This is a genomic window from Shewanella sp. GXUN23E (assembly GCF_050865035.1).
In the GTDB taxonomy this organism is placed as follows: Bacteria; Pseudomonadota; Gammaproteobacteria; order Enterobacterales; family Shewanellaceae; genus Shewanella.
Window position 1 is genome coordinate 279,493 of record NZ_JBOZWP010000003.1, and the last position, 17,893, is coordinate 297,385.

At 50.3% G+C, this 17,893-nt stretch carries 15 protein-coding genes; 7 read left to right on the forward strand and 8 right to left on the reverse strand.

Annotated features, from left to right (window positions below; translation table 11 throughout):
- Window positions 1–274: 274 nt before the first annotated feature.
- The gene (locus tag ACRRUX_RS05070) at window positions 275–1,591 is read left to right on the forward strand and encodes an anaerobic C4-dicarboxylate transporter (protein WP_432527813.1); all 1,317 of its coding nucleotides are present in this window, start codon (window positions 275–277) and stop codon (window positions 1,589–1,591) included.
- A gap of 334 nt (window positions 1,592–1,925) precedes the next feature.
- On the forward strand, window positions 1,926–3,776 hold the full coding sequence (locus tag ACRRUX_RS05075) for a hypothetical protein (protein ID WP_432527815.1): 1,851 nt from the start codon (window positions 1,926–1,928) through the stop codon (window positions 3,774–3,776).
- Between the two features lie 972 nt (window positions 3,777–4,748).
- Here ACRRUX_RS05075 and ACRRUX_RS05080 read toward each other — a convergent pair.
- The 6 genes from ACRRUX_RS05080 to ACRRUX_RS05105 all read right to left on the reverse strand — a co-directional run bounded on the left by ACRRUX_RS05080 (window position 4,749) and on the right by ACRRUX_RS05105 (window position 12,096).
- On the reverse strand, window positions 4,749–6,569 hold the full coding sequence (locus ACRRUX_RS05080; protein ID WP_432527817.1) for an alpha-1,3-galactosidase-related protein: 1,821 nt from the start codon (window positions 6,567–6,569) through the stop codon (window positions 4,749–4,751).
- 192 nt (window positions 6,570–6,761) lie between these two features.
- On the reverse strand, window positions 6,762–7,964 hold the full coding sequence (locus ACRRUX_RS05085; RefSeq protein WP_432527819.1) for a hypothetical protein: 1,203 nt from the start codon (window positions 7,962–7,964) through the stop codon (window positions 6,762–6,764).
- A gap of 746 nt (window positions 7,965–8,710) precedes the next feature.
- Window positions 8,711–9,895, reverse strand: coding sequence for an NAD(P)/FAD-dependent oxidoreductase (locus tag ACRRUX_RS05090; RefSeq protein ID WP_432527861.1), 1,185 nt, complete (start codon window positions 9,893–9,895; stop codon window positions 8,711–8,713).
- An 82-nt stretch (window positions 9,896–9,977) separates the two neighbouring features.
- Window positions 9,978–10,994 (reverse strand): NAD(P)H-dependent glycerol-3-phosphate dehydrogenase, encoded by a 1,017-nt coding sequence (gene gpsA / locus ACRRUX_RS05095; RefSeq protein ID WP_432527821.1) that lies wholly within the window; start codon window positions 10,992–10,994, stop codon window positions 9,978–9,980.
- Between the two features lie 4 nt (window positions 10,995–10,998).
- Complete coding sequence (gene secB / locus ACRRUX_RS05100) at window positions 10,999–11,484, reverse strand: protein-export chaperone SecB (protein WP_432527823.1); 486 nt, start codon at window positions 11,482–11,484, stop codon at window positions 10,999–11,001.
- 177 nt (window positions 11,485–11,661) lie between these two features.
- Window positions 11,662–12,096: a rhodanese-like domain-containing protein gene (locus ACRRUX_RS05105; RefSeq protein ID WP_432527825.1), complete on the reverse strand. Its 435-nt coding sequence runs from the start codon at window positions 12,094–12,096 to the stop codon at window positions 11,662–11,664.
- Between the two features lie 257 nt (window positions 12,097–12,353).
- Here ACRRUX_RS05105 and gpmM point away from each other — a divergent pair, with 257 nt between their 5' ends.
- The 4 genes from gpmM to ACRRUX_RS05125 are packed head-to-tail and all read left to right on the forward strand — an operon-like array spanning window position 12,354 to window position 17,040.
- A complete protein-coding gene (gene gpmM, locus ACRRUX_RS05110; RefSeq protein ID WP_432527827.1) occupies window positions 12,354–13,898 on the forward strand; it encodes a 2,3-bisphosphoglycerate-independent phosphoglycerate mutase in 1,545 nt (514 codons plus the stop codon).
- 10 nt (window positions 13,899–13,908) lie between these two features.
- The gene (locus tag ACRRUX_RS05115; protein ID WP_432527829.1) at window positions 13,909–15,042 is read left to right on the forward strand and encodes a murein hydrolase activator EnvC family protein; all 1,134 of its coding nucleotides are present in this window, start codon (window positions 13,909–13,911) and stop codon (window positions 15,040–15,042) included.
- Window positions 15,043–15,075: 33 nt separating this feature from the next.
- The gene (locus ACRRUX_RS05120; RefSeq protein ID WP_432527831.1) at window positions 15,076–16,275 is read left to right on the forward strand and encodes a S41 family peptidase; all 1,200 of its coding nucleotides are present in this window, start codon (window positions 15,076–15,078) and stop codon (window positions 16,273–16,275) included.
- 12 nt (window positions 16,276–16,287) lie between these two features.
- Window positions 16,288–17,040: a divergent polysaccharide deacetylase family protein gene (locus tag ACRRUX_RS05125; protein WP_432527833.1), complete on the forward strand. Its 753-nt coding sequence runs from the start codon at window positions 16,288–16,290 to the stop codon at window positions 17,038–17,040.
- Here ACRRUX_RS05125 and ACRRUX_RS05130 read toward each other — a convergent pair.
- Window positions 17,018–17,473, reverse strand: coding sequence for an Rrf2 family transcriptional regulator (locus tag ACRRUX_RS05130; RefSeq protein ID WP_432527835.1), 456 nt, complete (start codon window positions 17,471–17,473; stop codon window positions 17,018–17,020). The two genes, ACRRUX_RS05125 and ACRRUX_RS05130, sit on opposite strands and share 23 nt — an antisense overlap.
- Window position 17,474: 1 nt before the next feature.
- The gene (locus ACRRUX_RS05135) at window positions 17,475–17,735 is read right to left on the reverse strand and encodes a YkgJ family cysteine cluster protein (RefSeq protein ID WP_432527863.1); all 261 of its coding nucleotides are present in this window, start codon (window positions 17,733–17,735) and stop codon (window positions 17,475–17,477) included.
- On the opposite strand from ACRRUX_RS05135, the gene ACRRUX_RS05140 reads away from it, so the two are divergent.
- The coding region (locus tag ACRRUX_RS05140; RefSeq protein ID WP_432527865.1) for a hypothetical protein at window positions 17,696–17,893 on the forward strand (198 nt) is incomplete at its 3' end. The genes ACRRUX_RS05135 and ACRRUX_RS05140 overlap by 40 nt on opposite strands.

The window sequence follows — 17,893 nt, forward strand, 5'->3', positions numbered from 1 at the left end:
GAACTCCCGCTGAAACAGCTCAACTATTCAATTACGCTGGCTACCAGCAGGTTAGCCGCAGTCAGCCTGTGACATTCAAGCCGATGAGTTGCCGCAGCTCACAAAAACGGCTTTAGCCAACCCATTGTCACAAATGCATTTTTCAGCACTTCTTTATATCACCAGCTGTGATCCGTCGCCCTTTTCCGGATGCCATCCTTGGCTATAACTGCATTGCAGGTCAGCTCTGATGCCCTGCTCTTAAAAAACCGAGCTGAAACAGGGAGAATCAGCCATGTTCTATGTCCATATGCTGTTGTTGTTGGCGGTGATCTTTATTGGTATCCGCTATGGAGGAGTCGCATTCGGCCTGTTCGGCGGTTTGGGTGTGTCGATAATGGCCTTTGTCTTTGGCATAGCGCCGGGTTCACCACCGGTGACAGTTATGCTGATTATTCTGGCGGTGGTCGCAGCATCAGCCACCCTGGAAGCCACCGGCGGCCTTAAGTTGCTGGTGAAATTTGCCGAAAAGCTGCTGCGCAAACACCCCGACCATATCGTCTTTCTCGGTCCACTTTGTACCTACTTTCTGACCGTGCTGGTTGGCACAGGTCACTCCGTCTACCCGCTGTTGCCGGTGATTTACGACGTTGCATACAAGAAAGGCATTCGCCCCGAGCGCCCCATGGCAATCGCCACTGTTGCTTCACAGATGGGGATTACTGCAAGCCCTATCGCTGCAGCCGCGGCCGTGGTGATTGCGACCTCTATGGAGAATGGCCTGGAGCTGAGTCTCATCAGCATTCTGCTGGTGACAATTCCTGCCACACTGACCGGGGTTCTGGTTGCCTGCGCCTGGAGTCTGAAGCGCGGCAAAGATCTGGATAAGGACCCGGAATTTCAGGCAAGACTGCAGGACCCGGAGTTCAGGGCTTCACTGGTCGATGCCGATGCCCAGTCTCCCTCAGAAGATGGTAAAGACCCAACCGCCAGTCGGGGCCTGACAGTATTTCTACTGGGTATTCTGATGGTGATTCTGGTGGCCATGTTCGGTGATGTGCTGCTGCCGGAAAAGGTCGGCATGTCCAAGGCGATTCAGTTTCTGATGCTGGCGGTTGGCGGGGTTATCCTGCTGGTCACCAATATCGACCCCAAGAAAATTGTCACCAGCAATGTGTTTACTGCGGGGATGACCGCCGTGGTGATCATCTTTGGTATTGCCTGGCTCAGCGACACCATTATCGGTCATCATAAATCCTATCTGGTCAGCCAGATCAGTGACATGGTGAACCTGTATCCCTGGAGTTTTGCCATCGCCATGTTTGTGGTGTCGGCCTTCCTCAAGAGTCAGGCCGCGGTACTGACCATTATGCTGCCGCTGGGCTTCTCACTGGGGATCCCGCCTTATGTGCTGATTGGCGTATTGCCAGCCTGTTATGCCTATTTCTTCTTCCCCTTCTACCCCAGCGATCTGGCAGCTATCAGCTTTGACCGCACCGGCACCACCCGAATTGGCAAGTACATTCTGAACCACAGCTTCCTGATCCCCGGCTTTATCGGAGTGACGGTGGCGACAGTGACCGGCTACTTTATCTCGATGGCCATTAACTGACGACCCGATTGGCCGCGCCACCCGCTTATGGCGCGGCCTTTGCCTCCCGACAATCCGCCAGCTTACCGCTGTCTGCCAGCATCAAATCCGACGCCCAACCATCCCCATCTTCAGCTCACCGCACCCAGATGCCCCAAAATCATCTGCAGCAGATGCCTGCTGCCAAACAACCACAAGACAGCAATAAATCCCAAAAAAACAGCTTTCTTTTGAAATCATCAGCTTAATTTTATCCGTCTTTTATTTGTAATATTTATATTGCTTATTATGGAGGATTCGTGGAACTTCGGTAATTGGCTCTGCCAACAACTATCAATAACCAAGAGTTTTCGCGATGAAAAAAATCATTCCAATAGTCGTGGGAATATTGTTTGTATCCCAATTAACTGCGTTTGCTGCGGAACCTGTCAGTAAAGGCGATATCAGCGAATTCAGTGGCTCCATCACCAACATCAATGTTCGGGACTATGGTGCCACGCCCAATGATGGTATCAGTGACTATACCGCCATCACTCAGGCGCTGAACTATGCCCTGTCGCTCTCTAGCTCGTCCCAACCTGTCTCGCTCACATTTGATGCCGGGACCTATAATTTAGCCAACTCAGACACCAGCGACATTTACTTCTTCTCCCGCTCCGGCCCGGACAAGAAGCTCTGGATCAAGGGTAATGGCACCGTATTGGTGTCGAGCAGCATCAACAAGGGTTTTTTCCAGTTTGAAGACTTCAACAAAGTGTTGATCAGCGGCGTAACGCTGGATCTGGAGACTCAACCCAATTCGGTGTCTCGTATTGATTCAATAAACACCAGCAACAACAGCATTGATGTAACCTGGCTAGCAGACTCAAAATCATTGGCTCCGAATGCGTCGGCGTTCAGTGAAACCTCCTCCAACTATGGATTCTTTCTGGACAGTGGCAGTCAACATGCCAACTTAAAGGGCAAAATACTCAACAACAGCAACATCACCAGCGCCGTCAGCGATGTCACTGCACTTGGCAACAACCGCTACCGCGTTAAGTTTCCACAGTCACGTCTGATCCAGGGGGTCACCCAGGGCGGTTTGTTCTTCCGCACCGCCAGAGTCAATGGCAGCACCAGCATTCGTCTGCATGCCAACCACACGGCTTATGTGAAAGACGTAACGATTCATGCGTCATCGGCCGGGACCTTCAACTGCGCAGGCAATCACTCGCTGACATTTGAAAACATTACTGTGAACCCCGGACAGGGCCGTTACTATGCGACCAATGCAGATGGCTTTCACCTGAAAACCAACCGCCGCATTTATATCGACAATGCGTATATGGAGAGCATAGGCGATGACATGCTCAACATGTCTCAATCCAGCGCCGTCAATGTGCTCGAATGGCTGTCATCCAGCAGTATCAAGGTGCGCTACAACTCCGGGCTGAATGCTTATCAGGTTGGCGATCAGGTGCACTTCTTCGACTCCATTAATGCAGAAATTCTGGCCCGCAGGCAGATTACAGCCATCTCCCGCGTTGACAATACAGTGACCCTGAGTTTTAACGGAGATATACCCTCATCTTTTGGTCAGTCTGATGACATCTGGATGCAGAACTTCTCATTTGAAGGTGCGGTGATTAAAAACAGCAGCTTCCTGAAAAGTCGCCGGCATGGCTTGCTGATCCGCCATCCCAATGTGCTGATCACCAACAATAATATTAAGTTCAACAGCGGTAACGGCATTGCCATCAATACCGAAAATGGTACCGACGGTAATTTCAGTGAAGGTTATATAGGCCATCATGTTGATATCACCAACAACCTGTTTGAGCGCAATAGTTTCAACGCAGGCATGCTGGCAGCAGACTATGAAACCCCGGGGCAAATCGCGTTATATATTCAGGGAAACAATGCCCTGAGTGAAAACAAAGTGATTTACGTGGTGAATATCCTGCAAAACACCTTCAAAAACTGGGTATCACAGGCAATTTCAGTCACCAGCGCCCGCAATATCACTATTGATGACAACCAGTTCGATACCAGGGTATCAGCGGGTTACATCACACAGCGCAATATTGTTGGGGTCGATGCAGTGAACAACGTCAAAGTCCGCAATAACAGCTCGATCAACGACATCAAGCCTAACCTGCCGTTTGTCGGAACCACCTCTTTGTCCACCAGCATTACCGAGAACAGCAATACCATCAGTCGGTAATAAAACGGCTGGCTCCTGCGGGAGCCAGCTTTCTAACAGGATTCAACAGGTATATCCGGCGCTGAAGCGCGTTTGTTAAAGCGCTCCCCGCACCAAAGGGTGACCATCAGTGACTGTTTCTCCCGAATACTCCGGCCATCATCAGGCGTTCGCCCCACCAATCATCGCCCCATTCAAACGCGCAATAGCGCCTCCGCTTTGAAAACCAGATGCAAATCCCGTGGTGGATGGTTCTTTACCAAGACACATCCGGCCATCTGAGCGCAAGGCCGGTCGCTCTGGGCAACCTCCCCTGACCGAAGGATAATACCAATTTCATTTAATAGTTGATCTGTTTCAGCGGGAGTTCAATGCGCTTGAGACAAGGTCATTAACCGCTCCTGCGTTAATGACATTCGCCACATCCATGTGGCTTGCGAGCAGGCAAAGTCATAGTGGTGCTATGTCAAGACGGCTCAACGCAGTATCAAGTGCATTGAAACCCGCACAGCGTGAGCGTGTCAGGCATCCAGCTTCTGTGTTGCATTGCTCTCAAAGGGAACCACCCTTAGTCAATCAATGCGCCTTGGATCAGAATCCCTGACACGCTCTGAATTGATCAAACTATTAATGAAGTTGGTATAGTCTAGCTGAGCCATAACTTGCCAAGCAGGCGTCGCCAGGGCGGGTGATAAGCGCTCCCGGGCTTTTTTGCCCCCGTCAGAAAACCAAGAGGAATGTGTCCGTGACTTTCTACTGAACGCAAATCAGACAGCCATGGAAGTGTTGATCTTGCGACAACACAGATAACCTCAAGCCGGTTCATTCTGTATTGAATAAACAGGCCAGATGGGGATGAAAAAGCGGACATAAGAGAACAGACATAAAGGGGCAAATGCCCCCATTTGCCCCTTCAGCTATTTCAAATCAGGGCTTCAGGCCATGACTTCAAACTATGACCATGAACCTGAGTTCCTCCCCCCGAGCTCTGCGTCAGTCCGCCGGCTGACTCCCGTTGGCAGGAGCCTTGGTGCTAAGAGAAGCCTTGCTGGCGTCATCAGCACGAATTAATTCCTTTGCCTCGCCGACATAATCATTGCCATAGAGCTGAATGTTCTGGCTGTTGGAAAACTCAAACACAGGCGCATCCGGATACAGAGGTGGACGGCTGGCATCTGTTACGTGACGAATATGGTTACCCGCAACCTTGATATTGTTAACTCGGTCAGCCCAAACCACCCTGTTATCGAAGGTAATTACGTCGTTATCGACAAATTGTATATTACTGTCGAACAATTGCCGGGCATCAAACCCTTTACCCAGTCTGGGCGTGATCGTCAAAACGGCATGTTCGCCGCCTGAATAGGCGCAATGTTCAAAGCGGTTGTTGCGGATGGTGACATCGGTAACCGCGCCGGACTCATACCAGTAGTGGCTTTCCCCACGCAAAAACACGCAGGACATCATTGAATAGAAACGGTTGTTCTCAATCACTATCTTCTTTGGCGTTTTCAGCACGATACTGCGTGCCCTGTGGTCACCAATCTGACTGTTTCTCAGCGTGAATGTCGGATTCCAGGTTTTGTTCTCCAGCAAATCGCCAACCTTTAACGATTCAGGCAACGGCTGACTGAAGGTGAGCTCAACATATTGCTCATTGACCGGCTTGACCCCAACAACTTTATCAACTTGCTGGCGGCTGACATCCGGCTTATGGATAAACCACACCTCGTCCCCTTCGCCTGCAAACTCAAATCCCAGCTGCTCAAAATGCATCAGCTCAGCTCTGACGCTGTGGTCGTCAAGAATCGCATCGACTTTCACGTAAGTGCCGTGGACATTCACACCGTCGTCCAGCATATTCTCGAACCGGCTGTTTTCGATAAGAATATCACCGCCACAATTGGCAAAGTGGGAAGCGTCGGCAGTACTGCTTATCACCCGGTTGCCATGCTCTTCATCTTTCAGCACCACGGCACTGTTGAGTATGCTGATATCTCTGGAGCGTTCGAACAAAAAGGCCATCCCCAGGGCATGATGCACTTTGACACCATCGAGCAGAATGTTATTTGAGTTTCGCACCTGAAACGCTGGAGCATACCTGTCGTTGTCGCGGTCGCCTTTGGATGTCCACCAAAAGCCGACCTGCGGATACTGCTTCAACTCTTCATACAGCCTGATTTTTCCACCGGGGAGTTTTTCCACCCGGGATGGGAAGCTGCTGAAGTCCCAGGCGCCGTGTACCACCCGTTTGTTGACAGGATCAAAGTACAGTGACGAACCCGGATAGGGATAATTGAAGTCATCAACATCAGGAAACAACAGCCGCCCTTTGGCAACCCTGGCCTGCTGTCCGGGTAACGGCAACAATTCCACCCACCCCTGCTGCGGGTTGACGGCAGTCACTTCGGCGGTAAAGGTAAAAGGAACATCCCAGTCCACAGACACATCTCTCACCTTGATGTTGTTACTGTTATAAAACTGGAATGGCGCCATCTGCCCGTGGAATATCAGCTCAGCATCATTCCCTTCAATTTCAACGGCATCAAAACCATCGAAAACAAACGCAGATTTTTTCAGACCGTTGCCATGATTGGTGATGACCCGGTAAGCCGAGTAAGCATAATCAGGAAAAAATTTGTAGGTCCCTTTTTGCAGAACAATACGGATATTTTTACTCTTTGCCGCTTCAATTGCCCGGCGCAGTGCCGGGGTCATGTCACCCTTTTCCGGCTGCAGATTAATGACCTCTGTCGTTACCGCAGCAGCGGCAGTACTGAACAACAGACACAAGCAAACCAACACAGACTTCATGCAACTCATCCCTCTGAATTTTGATAATGCAGGAATACTCAGGGTCTACCTCAGACAGCCTTTATGGCGATCAGTCCCCGTACCACTTCAACAAACAACATAACTTTCGCCCAATTCCCTGCGGCAAGAGCCGGCGAAATCATGCCAGCAATCAGCTTCATATCATTGACGCCGGACTATGCGGCATCAGTATCAATGACAGCCGGCAATAGTCACCACCTGATGATTTTCGTCTTCGATCACGCCGTTGATGATGCTGACATTTTCAGCGCAGACATTACGGGCCCTGGTCGTCACCAGAATACTGCGGGCAAATGCATTGATACTTTTGATATTTTCCAGCCTGACGTTATTGACGTTGAATAAAGCAAGATTGTCATCACCGGTAGAGTCCAACCGGCAATTCGACACGGAAATGTTGTTCATTGGCAGGTCGTCGGGCTGATTCAACTGAATTCCGCCCCCGCTGGCAGAGAGAATCGGCGCCTGCCCGGCGATGCCTTTGGTTGTGGCAATCAGGCAATTACTGATGCTGATGTCGTTAAAGGCAACCTGATTGCCGTCGTTGTCCGTCGCTCCACGGATAATACCGCGGGTACTGTGAGTCCATTTGACGTTGTCCATCGTCAAACGCTCTCCCCCCAGAAATTGATAGGGAAAGCCGGATTTCTTGGCTTTAATGGCGACATAGTCACCCGGCTTATATCCTCTGCTGGCCAGATCCAGCTTCTCGTCTGCGAGATAAAACAGCCACTTGTTACCATCAACAAACTGCGGGGGATAGGCTAAGCCGCCACGATAGCCATATTTCACCTGATCATTATTGGTTTGAATAATGAGTGGCTCAGTCGTACTGTTGGTTGCCCTTCTCAGGTAGTGCCCCAAATCCCTGAATCGCCATAGAAACTCCGGTGATGGATAGCCATCATGGATATCAATGATGATTTCCCCTGGTCTGCTGCTGACTACATTGCCCTGAGTTGCTGAATAAGCCGCACGGGTAAAATGCATATCCTGCAAGGTGAGTCCATTGACCATTTTGCCAAACAGGGCAACCTGTTCGAAGTCGTTGAATACCAATGTTGTTTTGCCTCTCCCCTGGCCCCGAAACACCAGTTTCCCACTCTTGCCTGTATATAACTCATTGAACAGTAAAGTCCCGGCGGCATCAGGATTCGACTCCAGATAAAACCGTCCAGCCGGCAAAGTGATGGTCGCAACACTGTTCAGGTTTGTACCATGTCCCAAATAAACAATGGCTTCGTGTATGACTTCATTCAACTTAACGGTGGTGACATCTGCAGCATCCAGCAGCCACTCCCTGTCAGCCGCCACCGAGCTGGAAATGCAGGACGTACCAAAGATAACAACGCCTGATAAGATGAGGGACTTCATCGCCTTGATTGCCTGCAACATAGTAGTGAGTCCCCGTTTATCAGTGAAAACTCTTCGAAGCTATTGCCATATTTGTAATATAAATACCTTATTTACACTGATTTACAAAATGTGACTGGTACGATCAGAGCCGGAGATCTGCATCATTCAGGCCACCGGCATTTCAAGCCCCGGAAACAGCCAATAAGGCGCAGCAGGCGATTGAATATTTAATTGTTGCGAAATGAGGTAACCCTGATAGCTGCCAAACAGGGTCGCCGAAGGTCATCAGCAAGCCCCCGTGATTGCCACGAACTCTGTTACCAGAAACAAATGATGCCAAGAGCCTGACTGTCATCAGTGTTGTTCATCGGCTATGGAATGGAGCAGCTGAAAAATGACATTGCTCAACGGTCATCATTAACCACAGCGCCAGCAATATTTCTTACAGATTGAATTTAATGGGGTTTACCATGATTAATGATCGGCATTTGCAGCGTAAGGAATGGTGACGTCAGGGAGACTGAAGGCAAGAAGGCCGACCCGCAAATAATTGTATGAAACCTCTGGCGATGACCCTAAGCAGCTCTGGCCGGAGACGTTTTTCGCTGCACCGGCATTATTTGCCAGTGCGATTGCGCGGGCCAGTGAACCAGTCTGCCATGTCGCGCAACGATTATAGTGAACGTGCCGGCTGATCCCCAAAGGCGCCCCACAAAGGCCCTTTGATGTTACTCTCAGACCGGTTCTCAGGCTGGCCAAAACCGCTAAACCACCTCTCCGGCGGCATAACCAGAGCTCCAGGCCCATTGGAAGTTATAGCCTCCCAACCAGCCACTGACGTCCATGACTTCACCAATAAAATACAGACCAGGCACCTTTTTCGCTTCCATGGTCTTGGAGGACAGCTCGTCAGTATCTACCCCCCCCAGAGTCACTTCAGCCGTGCGGTAACCTTCTGTGCCATTGGGAGCAATCTGCCAGTTGTGCAGGTAGTCGGCTATTTGCTGGATTTCCCCTTTCCCCAACTGATTGAGGTTCTTCTCCGGCAGGTCACCCAGCTCGACCAGGCGTTCGACAAAGCGCTTGGGTAACAGGCGACTCAGCGCATTCTTGAATGACAATTTTGGGGATTCCTGAGTAACTGTGTTGCACCAATCAACAAAACTTGTTTCTGGCAGCAAATTAAAACCAACTTTCTCCCCAGGTTTCCAGTATGAGGAAATCTGCAATACTGCCGGGCCACTCAGACCTCTGTGAGTAAACAGCATCGCCTCTTTAAACTGTTTGCCGCATTCAGCAGTAGCAATAACCGGCAGCGCAATGCCCGACAACTGCTCGTAACGCTCTTTATCTTCCGGCTGCAGCGTGAAAGGCACCAGGCCGGCAGTGGTAGGCAGGACCTGCAAACCAAACTGCTCAGCAACCTTGTAACCAAAAGGCGTAGCGCCAAGTTTGGGCATAGACAGGCCCCCGGTCGCAATGACCAGCGAGTCACATTGATAAGTGCCTTCAGCAGTCGACAAACCAAATCCCTGCTGCTGTTTGCTGATTTGCAGGATCTCGGTGCGCAGCTGGATCTTAACCCCGGCCCATTCACATTCAGTGGTCAGCATAGTAACTATGTCTTTGGCAGATTCATTGCAAAACAGCTGACCCAGCGTTTTTTCGTGATACTCGATGCCATGACGCTCGACCATACCAATAAAGTCCCACTGGCTGTATCTGGCCAGTGCTGACTTAACAAAATGAGTGTTGCGGCAAAGATAAGCAGCGGGCTCAATATTCTGGTTGGTAAAGTTACAGCGACCACCGCCGCTGATCAGAATCTTGCGCCCCAACTGTTTGGCGTTGTCCAGCAGCAATACATTACGACCACGATAACCAGCAGTCAGAGCACACATCAGCCCTGCCGCACCGGCACCAATAATAATGACATCAAATTTTTGCACTGCTGACATGGTTCTGCTCTGGATTAAGGGAACAAAAAAGGGTGCTATTTTAGCACCCTTTTGCATTGGCTTCGCGACCAACTCAAGCCTCTGAAGACTCAGCTTTTTTCTCACGGGCCAACAGTTGTGCTGCCGCATCAAAAGGTGATTTGCCTTCGTACAGCACCTGATAGATCTGTTCGGTAATCGGCATTTCAACACCCAGACGCTCTGCCAGGGTATAAACCTCTTTGGTGTTACGATAGCCTTCAACCACCTGGCCAATCTCTGCCTGGGCTGTATCGACATCACTGCCCTTACCCAATGCCAGACCAAAGCGACGGTTGCGGGATTGGTTATCGGTACAGGTCAGCACCAGATCCCCAAGACCTGCCATACCCATAAAGGTGGCACCTTTGGCACCAAGTGCCTCACCCAAACGGGACAGTTCGACCAACCCACGGGTGATAAGTGCCGTTCTGGCATTGGCACCAAAACCAATGCCGTCAGACATACCGGCACCAATAGCGATCACGTTTTTGACGGCACCACCCAGCTGCAAGCCGATAAAATCATCGTTGGCATATACGCGCAGACGTTTTGGACTGTGCAGCAGCTCGACCAGATCTTCGGTAAACGCCGGATCTGTACCGGCGACTGAGATTGCCGTTGGCAGCCCAGCGGCCAGCTCTTTGGCAAAAGTCGGACCGGACAACACCGCCAACGGGTAACCTTCACCCAATTCATCGCGGGCCACATCCTGCAACAGACGACCGGTTTCCGGCTCCAGCCCCTTAGTGGCCCACACAATACGGGCATCCGGGCGCAGCAGCGGCTTGGCCTGACGCAGTACCAGCCCAAATACGTGACTTGGAACCACGACCAGAACGTTGCGACTGGCCGCCAGCGCTTTGGCCAGATCGGCTTCGGGCGTCAGCAGTTCAGGCAGTTTGATACCCGGCAGAAACTCCCGGTTTTCACCATCTCGCTTGAGATTAGCGATGTGCTCGGGCTCATGCCCCCACAGCACAGTGTTGTGACCGTTACTGGCCAGAGAAATGGCAAGAGCGGTGCCGTAAGATCCCGCTCCCAGTACCGTAATGTCGGCAGTGTTGTTCATAAAATTACGCGTTGGCTTCTGCAGATTGTGCTGCCTGAGCTTCTGCCTGACGCTGCTGTACATATTGGGCAAACAGAGCATCAAAGTTAACAGGAGCCAGATTCAGCTGAGGGAATGTACCACGGTTCACCAGGCTGCCTACCAATTCGCGGGCATAAGGGAACAGGATATTCGGGCAGTATGCACCCAAAGAGTGGGCCAGTTGTGGCTCGCTCAAACCAGAGATAGAGAAGATACCGGCTTGTTGTACTTCACACAGGAAAGCGGTTTCCTCGCCGTTTTGTGCAGTCACTGTCAGAGACAGAATAACTTCATATACATCATCAGCCAGTTTGTTGCTGCGGGTGTCCAGATCCAGCTTAACCTCAGGGTTCCATTCTTTCTGGAATACAGCAGGGCTGTTAGGTGTTTCAAAAGACACATCTTTGGTGAAGATGCGCTGAATGTTGAACTGAGGGGCTTGTTGTTCGTTATTTACTGCTTCAGCCATAATTTCCTACCTATCCTTCTCTTGATTGGGGCTTTACTGGAAAAGCCTTATTGGGCATGGGGAGTGTATTCTCCCAGTTCCTTCCCGGTTATAACGGTATATCAGTCAAAAAAACACTCTTGGGTCCTTAATCGACTGCATTTTATGCAGGACGGCCAAAACGGCCGTCAGCGAACCTTATCGCTTGCTCTTCTTTACAGGCAAATTTGCCGCCTGCCAGTCACCCATACCGCCTTTCAGATTTAACAGGTTTTCAAATCCCTGTTTTGTCAAAAGCTGAGCAGCCTGAGATGAGGTCATGCCGGTGTTGCATACCAGAATAATGGGGGTAGTTTTGTACTTTTCAAGCACAGACAGCTGGTTGTTTTTGATATCAGCCATTGGCACGTTCAGCGCATCAACAATATGCCCTTTTTTGAACTCCTCTTTGGAGCGCACATCAACAACCTGAGCATTTTCACGGTTGACCAGAATAGACAACTCCTGATTACCGATATTCTTTACCTTGGAAAAAGCTGACTTGACCGTCATCACAATAACGGCAACCAACAAACCTACCCACGCCAGACTCAGCATTGGATTAGCTTTAAAAAACTCGATGTATTCTTGCATGATTCAGTGCCTTCAATAATGGCGAGAGACATTTCAAAGGCCAAGAGTATACCTACTGCCATGTCAGATTGCAGCAAAGTAACTCGACGAAGCAGGATTGACGGGCCAACCAACCGCAATTCAGACATCAGCGGCACTGTGCGATAACAGCAATCGCCCCTGGAACATTTGCCCACCCGGCAAACCATAGTAGTATTTGAGCAATTTCCGTTTTAACAGCCTTTAATTTCACGCTTTAGCCTATGTAAGGAAGTTCAATGACAGCAGCAAAACGTCCGCTGGCGCTCTTGATCCTCGATGGTTGGGGATACCGGGAAGATACCCATCAGAACGCGGTCTTTCATGCCAATACACCCGTGTTGGATAAACTGTATCAACACTACCCCCATACGCTGATCTCAGGATCAGGTCTTGATGTTGGCCTACCCGATGGTCAAATGGGTAACTCCGAAGTGGGGCATATCAATATCGGCTCAGGCCGCATCGTTTATCAGGAGCTGACCCGCATCGGCAAAGCCATTGAAGACGGTGAGTTTGATACCAACCCGGTACTGTGCAAAGCCATTGATGAGGCAATAAAAGCCGGTGGCGCTGTACACATTATGGGGCTGTTGTCGCCGGGCGGCGTACACAGCCACGAAGAGCATTTAGAGGCAATGTGCCGCCTTGCCGTAAAACGCGGTGCCACCCGGGTTTATCTGCACGCCTTCCTTGATGGCCGGGACACTCCGCCACGCAGTGCCAAAGGCAGTCTGGAGCATTTCAACGCTCTGTTCAGAGAGTTGGGCCATGGCCGGATTGCTTCTGTTATCGGTCGCTATTATGCGATGGACAGAGACAATCGCTGGGATCGTGTGGAGCAGGCCTATAACCTCATCACGCTTGGCGAAGGCAAGTACAGCTATGACAATGCGGTAGCGGCACTGCAGGCGGCCTATGACAGAGATGAAAATGATGAGTTTGTCGCAGCATCTGCCATTGTGGATGCTCAGGGGCATACCGCCACACTGCAGGATAACGATGCTCTGATATTCATGAATTTCCGTGCCGACCGTGCACGTCAGATAAGCCGTGCTTTCATCAACCGGGATTTTGATGGTTTCGCGCGTAAAGTTCATCCTTCAGCCAGCTTTGTGATGCTGACTGAATACGCGGCAGATATTGATGCCCCGGTAGCCTTTCCACCCTCAGCGTTGACCAACACTCTGGGTGAAGTTCTGCAAAATACCGGCAAGACGCAGTTGCGTATTTCTGAAACCGAAAAGTATGCCCATGTGACCTTCTTCTTCAACGGTGGCAAAGAGCAAACGTTCGAGGGTGAAGAGCGAATTCTCATCAACTCCCCAAAGGTCGCAACCTATGATTTGCAACCTGAGATGAGTTCTGTTGAGCTGACCGATAAATTGGTGGAAGCGATTGAATCGGCTAAGTATGATGTCATTATCTGTAACTATCCTAATGGCGACATGGTCGGCCACACAGGTAATTTCGAAGCTGCAGTCCAAGCCTGTGAAGCCGTAGATACCAGTATCGGTCGGGTAGTCGAAGCCTTGCAGAAAGTCGGCGGTGAATGTTTGATTACCGCTGACCATGGCAATGCGGAGCAGATGGTCGATACCTCGACCGGACAACCACATACGGCCCACACCAGCGAACTGGTACCTTTCATTTATGTTGGCCGCAGAGCCCGGCTCAGAGAAGGTGGTCGTTTGAGTGATATCGCCCCGACCATGCTGACATTGATGGGGCAAAGCATACCTGCCGAAATGACAGGCCAGCCATTGATCACTGTTGAAGAGTAACCCACAACCAGTGTTTAAACATGTTCAGCTAAAAGCCTGCCTGCTGGCAGGCTTTCTCATCTTTTCCAATCAACTGCAGGCGACGGACCTCAAGGACCGTCAGACTGAGCTTAAGCGTTTGCAGTCACAAATCAGCAAACAACAAAGCTCTTTGCAAAGTACCAGTAAACAAAGAGAACAGTTGCAGGCATTGTTGAAGCAGGATGAACAGGCCGTTGCCAGAGTCGCACAAAAAGCCAACGAGACACGAAAGGCATTGGCAAATGTAGACAAAGAGCTGGCGGAAATCGCGGATCGTCAGGTTCAGCTGAACAAGCTCAGAAAATCCCAGCAGGATACCCTGTCAAAGCAGTTGGCCAGCGCCTATCTTGCGGGTAATCATGACTACACCAAAATGCTGCTCAACCAGCAAAATCCAGCCACCATAGAACGTATGCTGGCCTATTACCAGTACCTCAATCAGGCCAGAATTCAGGCTATCGACAGTCTGAAAGCGACCATGGAAGAGTTGACGGCCCTCGCCCAGAAAGAGCACGAACGAAAAACCCGTCTCAATGGGTTGATGCTGGAACAACAGCAACAGGCCGATGAGTTGAGCAAAGAGCAGATCCAGCGGGAACAAACACTGGCTCAATTACAGCGTGTCCTGCAGGACAAGGGCGCGCAGCTCGAACAACTGCAAATCGAAGAAGCCAGCCTGAAACGGGTGCTGGAACAGGCAGAAAAAGCCGCGCGACAAAATGCCAGCATGGACGGTCTTGCCAGGAGCCGTGGCAAACTCAACTGGCCGGTAAAGGGCAATGTTCGCCACAGTTTTGGCGGCCAGAGATCCGGAGGGGTTACCTGGAAAGGCGTCATTCTGGCGGCACCCGAAGGGCGCGAAGTAAAACCGGTTGCCCCCGGAAAAATCATCTATGCCGATTGGTTGAGGGGATTTGGCATGGTCATGGTCGTCGATCATGGCAAAGGCTATATGAGTCTCTATGGGCATGCGCAGGCCCTGCTGAAATCCGTTGGAGAGCAAGTGGGTCCGGGCGATACCATCGCATTGGTGGGCCGCTCAGGTGGCCAAACAGAGCCGGGTCTATACTTTGAGATAAGGCATAAAGGGCAGGCGATTAATCCGGCAAATTACTGTCGCTGATCTACAGGCCCTCATCACTCAAAGGGGGCCTGCATGTCACCAATACTTCGTTATCTTAGCTGTATCGTATTAGGACTCATGCTGGGGTTATCCGTAACCCTGGCTGGCAAGGAAAACGCCACCCCAACCACCCACTACAACTTCCCACTGCTGATCGATGTCATTGAGACGGTAGAAACGTATTATGTCGATAAGATTGACCGTAATGAGCTGATAGCTGCAGCCATAGAGGGCATATTCAATAAACTGGATCCCTACTCTGATTTCCTCGAACATGAAGACCTTTTGACTCTGCGTGAAGCCAATCGTGGCGAGTATTTTGGATATGGCTTTGAAATTGCCCATGAGCAGCAACGGGTAAAAATTGTCACACCATTTCCCCACTCTCCGGCCGAGCGAGCTGGGATCAAAGCCGGCGATATCATATTGAGTGTCAACGATACACCGGTCACCGTTGCACAGTTGCCTGTTATTCTTCAGGAGATACGCACTGCCAGTATCGCCAAAAACAGCATTCGCATGGCGTTGCAACACGACAATGGTCAAACCTATCGGGTATCCCTGCGACCGGAAATCATCTCCATTGATTCCGTTCACAGCCAATTGCTGGGCGACAATATTGGTTACATCCGGCTTTCGGGATTTCAGCGTACCTCAGCGACAGAAATGCGGACAGTATTGCAACACTGGCAAACGCTGCCCCTGCAAGGACTGGTGCTGGATCTGCGCAATAACCCAGGAGGGTTGCTTGAGCAAGCTATCGAAATCGCCGATCTGTTTCTCGACCAGGGTAAAATAGTCTCCACACAGGGGCGTTTTTTTGATGCCAACTCCGACTATTATGCTTCCCCGGAGGTACTGGCCGGGAATATTCCCTTGCTGGTTTTAATCAACAAAGGCTCGGCTTCTGCTGCAGAAGTGCTTGCCGGAGCACTCCATGAGAATCACAGGGCGACGCTGATGGGACAACAGAGTTATGGAAAAGGGACAGTGCAAAGCCTTATTCCGACGCTCTACTCAGTTAATGCGGTGAAACTGACAATTGCCAGGTACACAACCCCTGATGGAAATAATATCCACACTAAAGGCATTCGACCTGACATATTATTTGTCACTGAGGGTATTACTGAACAAAACAATGTGCATATAATCGCTGCAGGGCAGGCTGACAGTCACATTGTTGATGACATTGAATTAAAACAGGCCGTCAGCTGGATAACACAACAACATTAAAATCCGGGTTCAGTGCGCTATTTATTCCTACTGATTTTTCTGATGTCAGGGACAGCATCTGTGTCTGCGGCACAGGTTGCTCTTATCATCGATGATATTGGCTATCGTCATACTGATGAGGCGGTTTTGTCTTTGCCGTCCGGCGTTACCCTATCAGTCCTTCCCCATACCCCAATAGGCGCAGACCTCGCCAGGCAGGCTCACGCCAAAGGCCACGAGATTATGTTACACCTGCCCATGCAGGCTCTAAACGGTAAGAGATTGGGGCCGGGCGGACTGACCAATCAAATGGACGAAATTCAAGTCAAAAAACGGGTCACAGCTGCACTAGCAAGCATCCCTTTTGCCAAAGGGGCAAATAACCATATGGGCAGCTTGCTGACTCAAATAGAGCAGCCAATGAATTGGGTGATGGAGGCATTAAAGCAACATCAAATCTATTTTGTCGACAGTGTCACGACTAAATACAGCACTGCAGGAAAGCAGGCAGATCTTATCGGTGTACCTATGCTCAGACGCCAGCTATTTCTGGACAATGACACGAAAGAAGCCGCGCTGGAACAACAGTTCAGATTAATGATAACCAAGGCGCATCAGCTGGGACATCTGGTGGCCATCGCACACCCCCACCCGGATACAATCAGGTTTTTAAGAGAAAACCTGCCCAGGCTAGAGCAAGAGGGTATTAATCTGGTACCCACGTCAGCACTGCTGCCTTATGAGCTGGCCAGAAAACAAAAACTCAGTTCTGAAGTACAACTTTAACCGGAATACCAGGAAGCAAGGCTCTCATTTGCTCACTGTTGCTGACAACATCCTGTAAATTGTATTTATCCAGCACCCCAAGATAAGCGTTAACAGCTTCGGAGAGCACCCCTTTCAGCTGACATGCCGGGGTGAAAATACAGTAAGGTTTCTGACAGTCGATCGGTGCCAACGAGTTTTCAAGCTGACGGACTACAGTACCGATATTAATTTTATGCGCTGGTATACCCAGACGGAATCCACCACTCTTGCCTCTTATCGTCTCCAGATAACCAAGTTTCCCTAGATGATGAACCACCTTGGAAACATGATTGGCAGACAAATCAAAAACCTCTGTGATCTCTGCAATACGAAACAGCTGAGTTCGCTCAGGCTGCATCGCAACATACATCAGAGTTCTTAAGCCGTAATCGGTATATCGGGTCAGTTGCATATTATTGTCCGCTGCCGGTTGCCTGTTCCAGAGAAGTAATCAGCCACATGGCTTCATCATTGGTTGTACCACAAACGTCTGGTGTTGCGTCAAATTCACTGCACACCGCAGGTCTGTCTTGCCAGCCGAAGATCATACAAAGATTGTCTTCAGACAACTGAATGCATCGTTCACCAGCGGGCTTACCATCCGGCATCCCGGGAATAGGGCTACTGATCGACGGTGCTATACAACAAGCACCACACCCCAATCGACATTGCATCACTCTATTGTCTCAGTTACCGGATAAAACAGGCGCAAGATTATACAGCGAATCAGCAACCAAGACAGCAGACCAAATCAGTAAATCCATTAAAAACCGATATTGGAAGCAATAGCAGGAAGCGCATTGGTGATTTGAACAGGTTTGATGAAAGCCAA

Coding starts and splice junctions, on each gene's coding strand:
- ACRRUX_RS05070 (WP_432527813.1), top strand. CDS start 275: ATGTTCTATGTCCATATGCTGTTGTTGTTGGCGGTGATCTTTATTGGT.
- ACRRUX_RS05075 (WP_432527815.1), top strand. CDS start 1,926: ATGAAAAAAATCATTCCAATAGTCGTGGGAATATTGTTTGTATCCCAA.
- ACRRUX_RS05080 (WP_432527817.1), bottom strand. CDS start 6,569: ATGAAGTCTGTGTTGGTTTGCTTGTGTCTGTTGTTCAGTACTGCCGCT.
- ACRRUX_RS05085 (WP_432527819.1), bottom strand. CDS start 7,964: ATGAAGTCCCTCATCTTATCAGGCGTTGTTATCTTTGGTACGTCCTGC.
- gpsA (WP_432527821.1), bottom strand. CDS start 10,994: ATGAACAACACTGCCGACATTACGGTACTGGGAGCGGGATCTTACGGC.
- secB (WP_432527823.1), bottom strand. CDS start 11,484: ATGGCTGAAGCAGTAAATAACGAACAACAAGCCCCTCAGTTCAACATT.
- ACRRUX_RS05105 (WP_432527825.1), bottom strand. CDS start 12,096: ATGCAAGAATACATCGAGTTTTTTAAAGCTAATCCAATGCTGAGTCTG.
- gpmM (WP_432527827.1), top strand. CDS start 12,354: ATGACAGCAGCAAAACGTCCGCTGGCGCTCTTGATCCTCGATGGTTGG.
- ACRRUX_RS05120 (WP_432527831.1), top strand. CDS start 15,076: ATGTCACCAATACTTCGTTATCTTAGCTGTATCGTATTAGGACTCATG.
- ACRRUX_RS05130 (WP_432527835.1), bottom strand. CDS start 17,473: ATGCAACTGACCCGATATACCGATTACGGCTTAAGAACTCTGATGTAT.
- ACRRUX_RS05135 (WP_432527863.1), bottom strand. CDS start 17,735: ATGCAATGTCGATTGGGGTGTGGTGCTTGTTGTATAGCACCGTCGATC.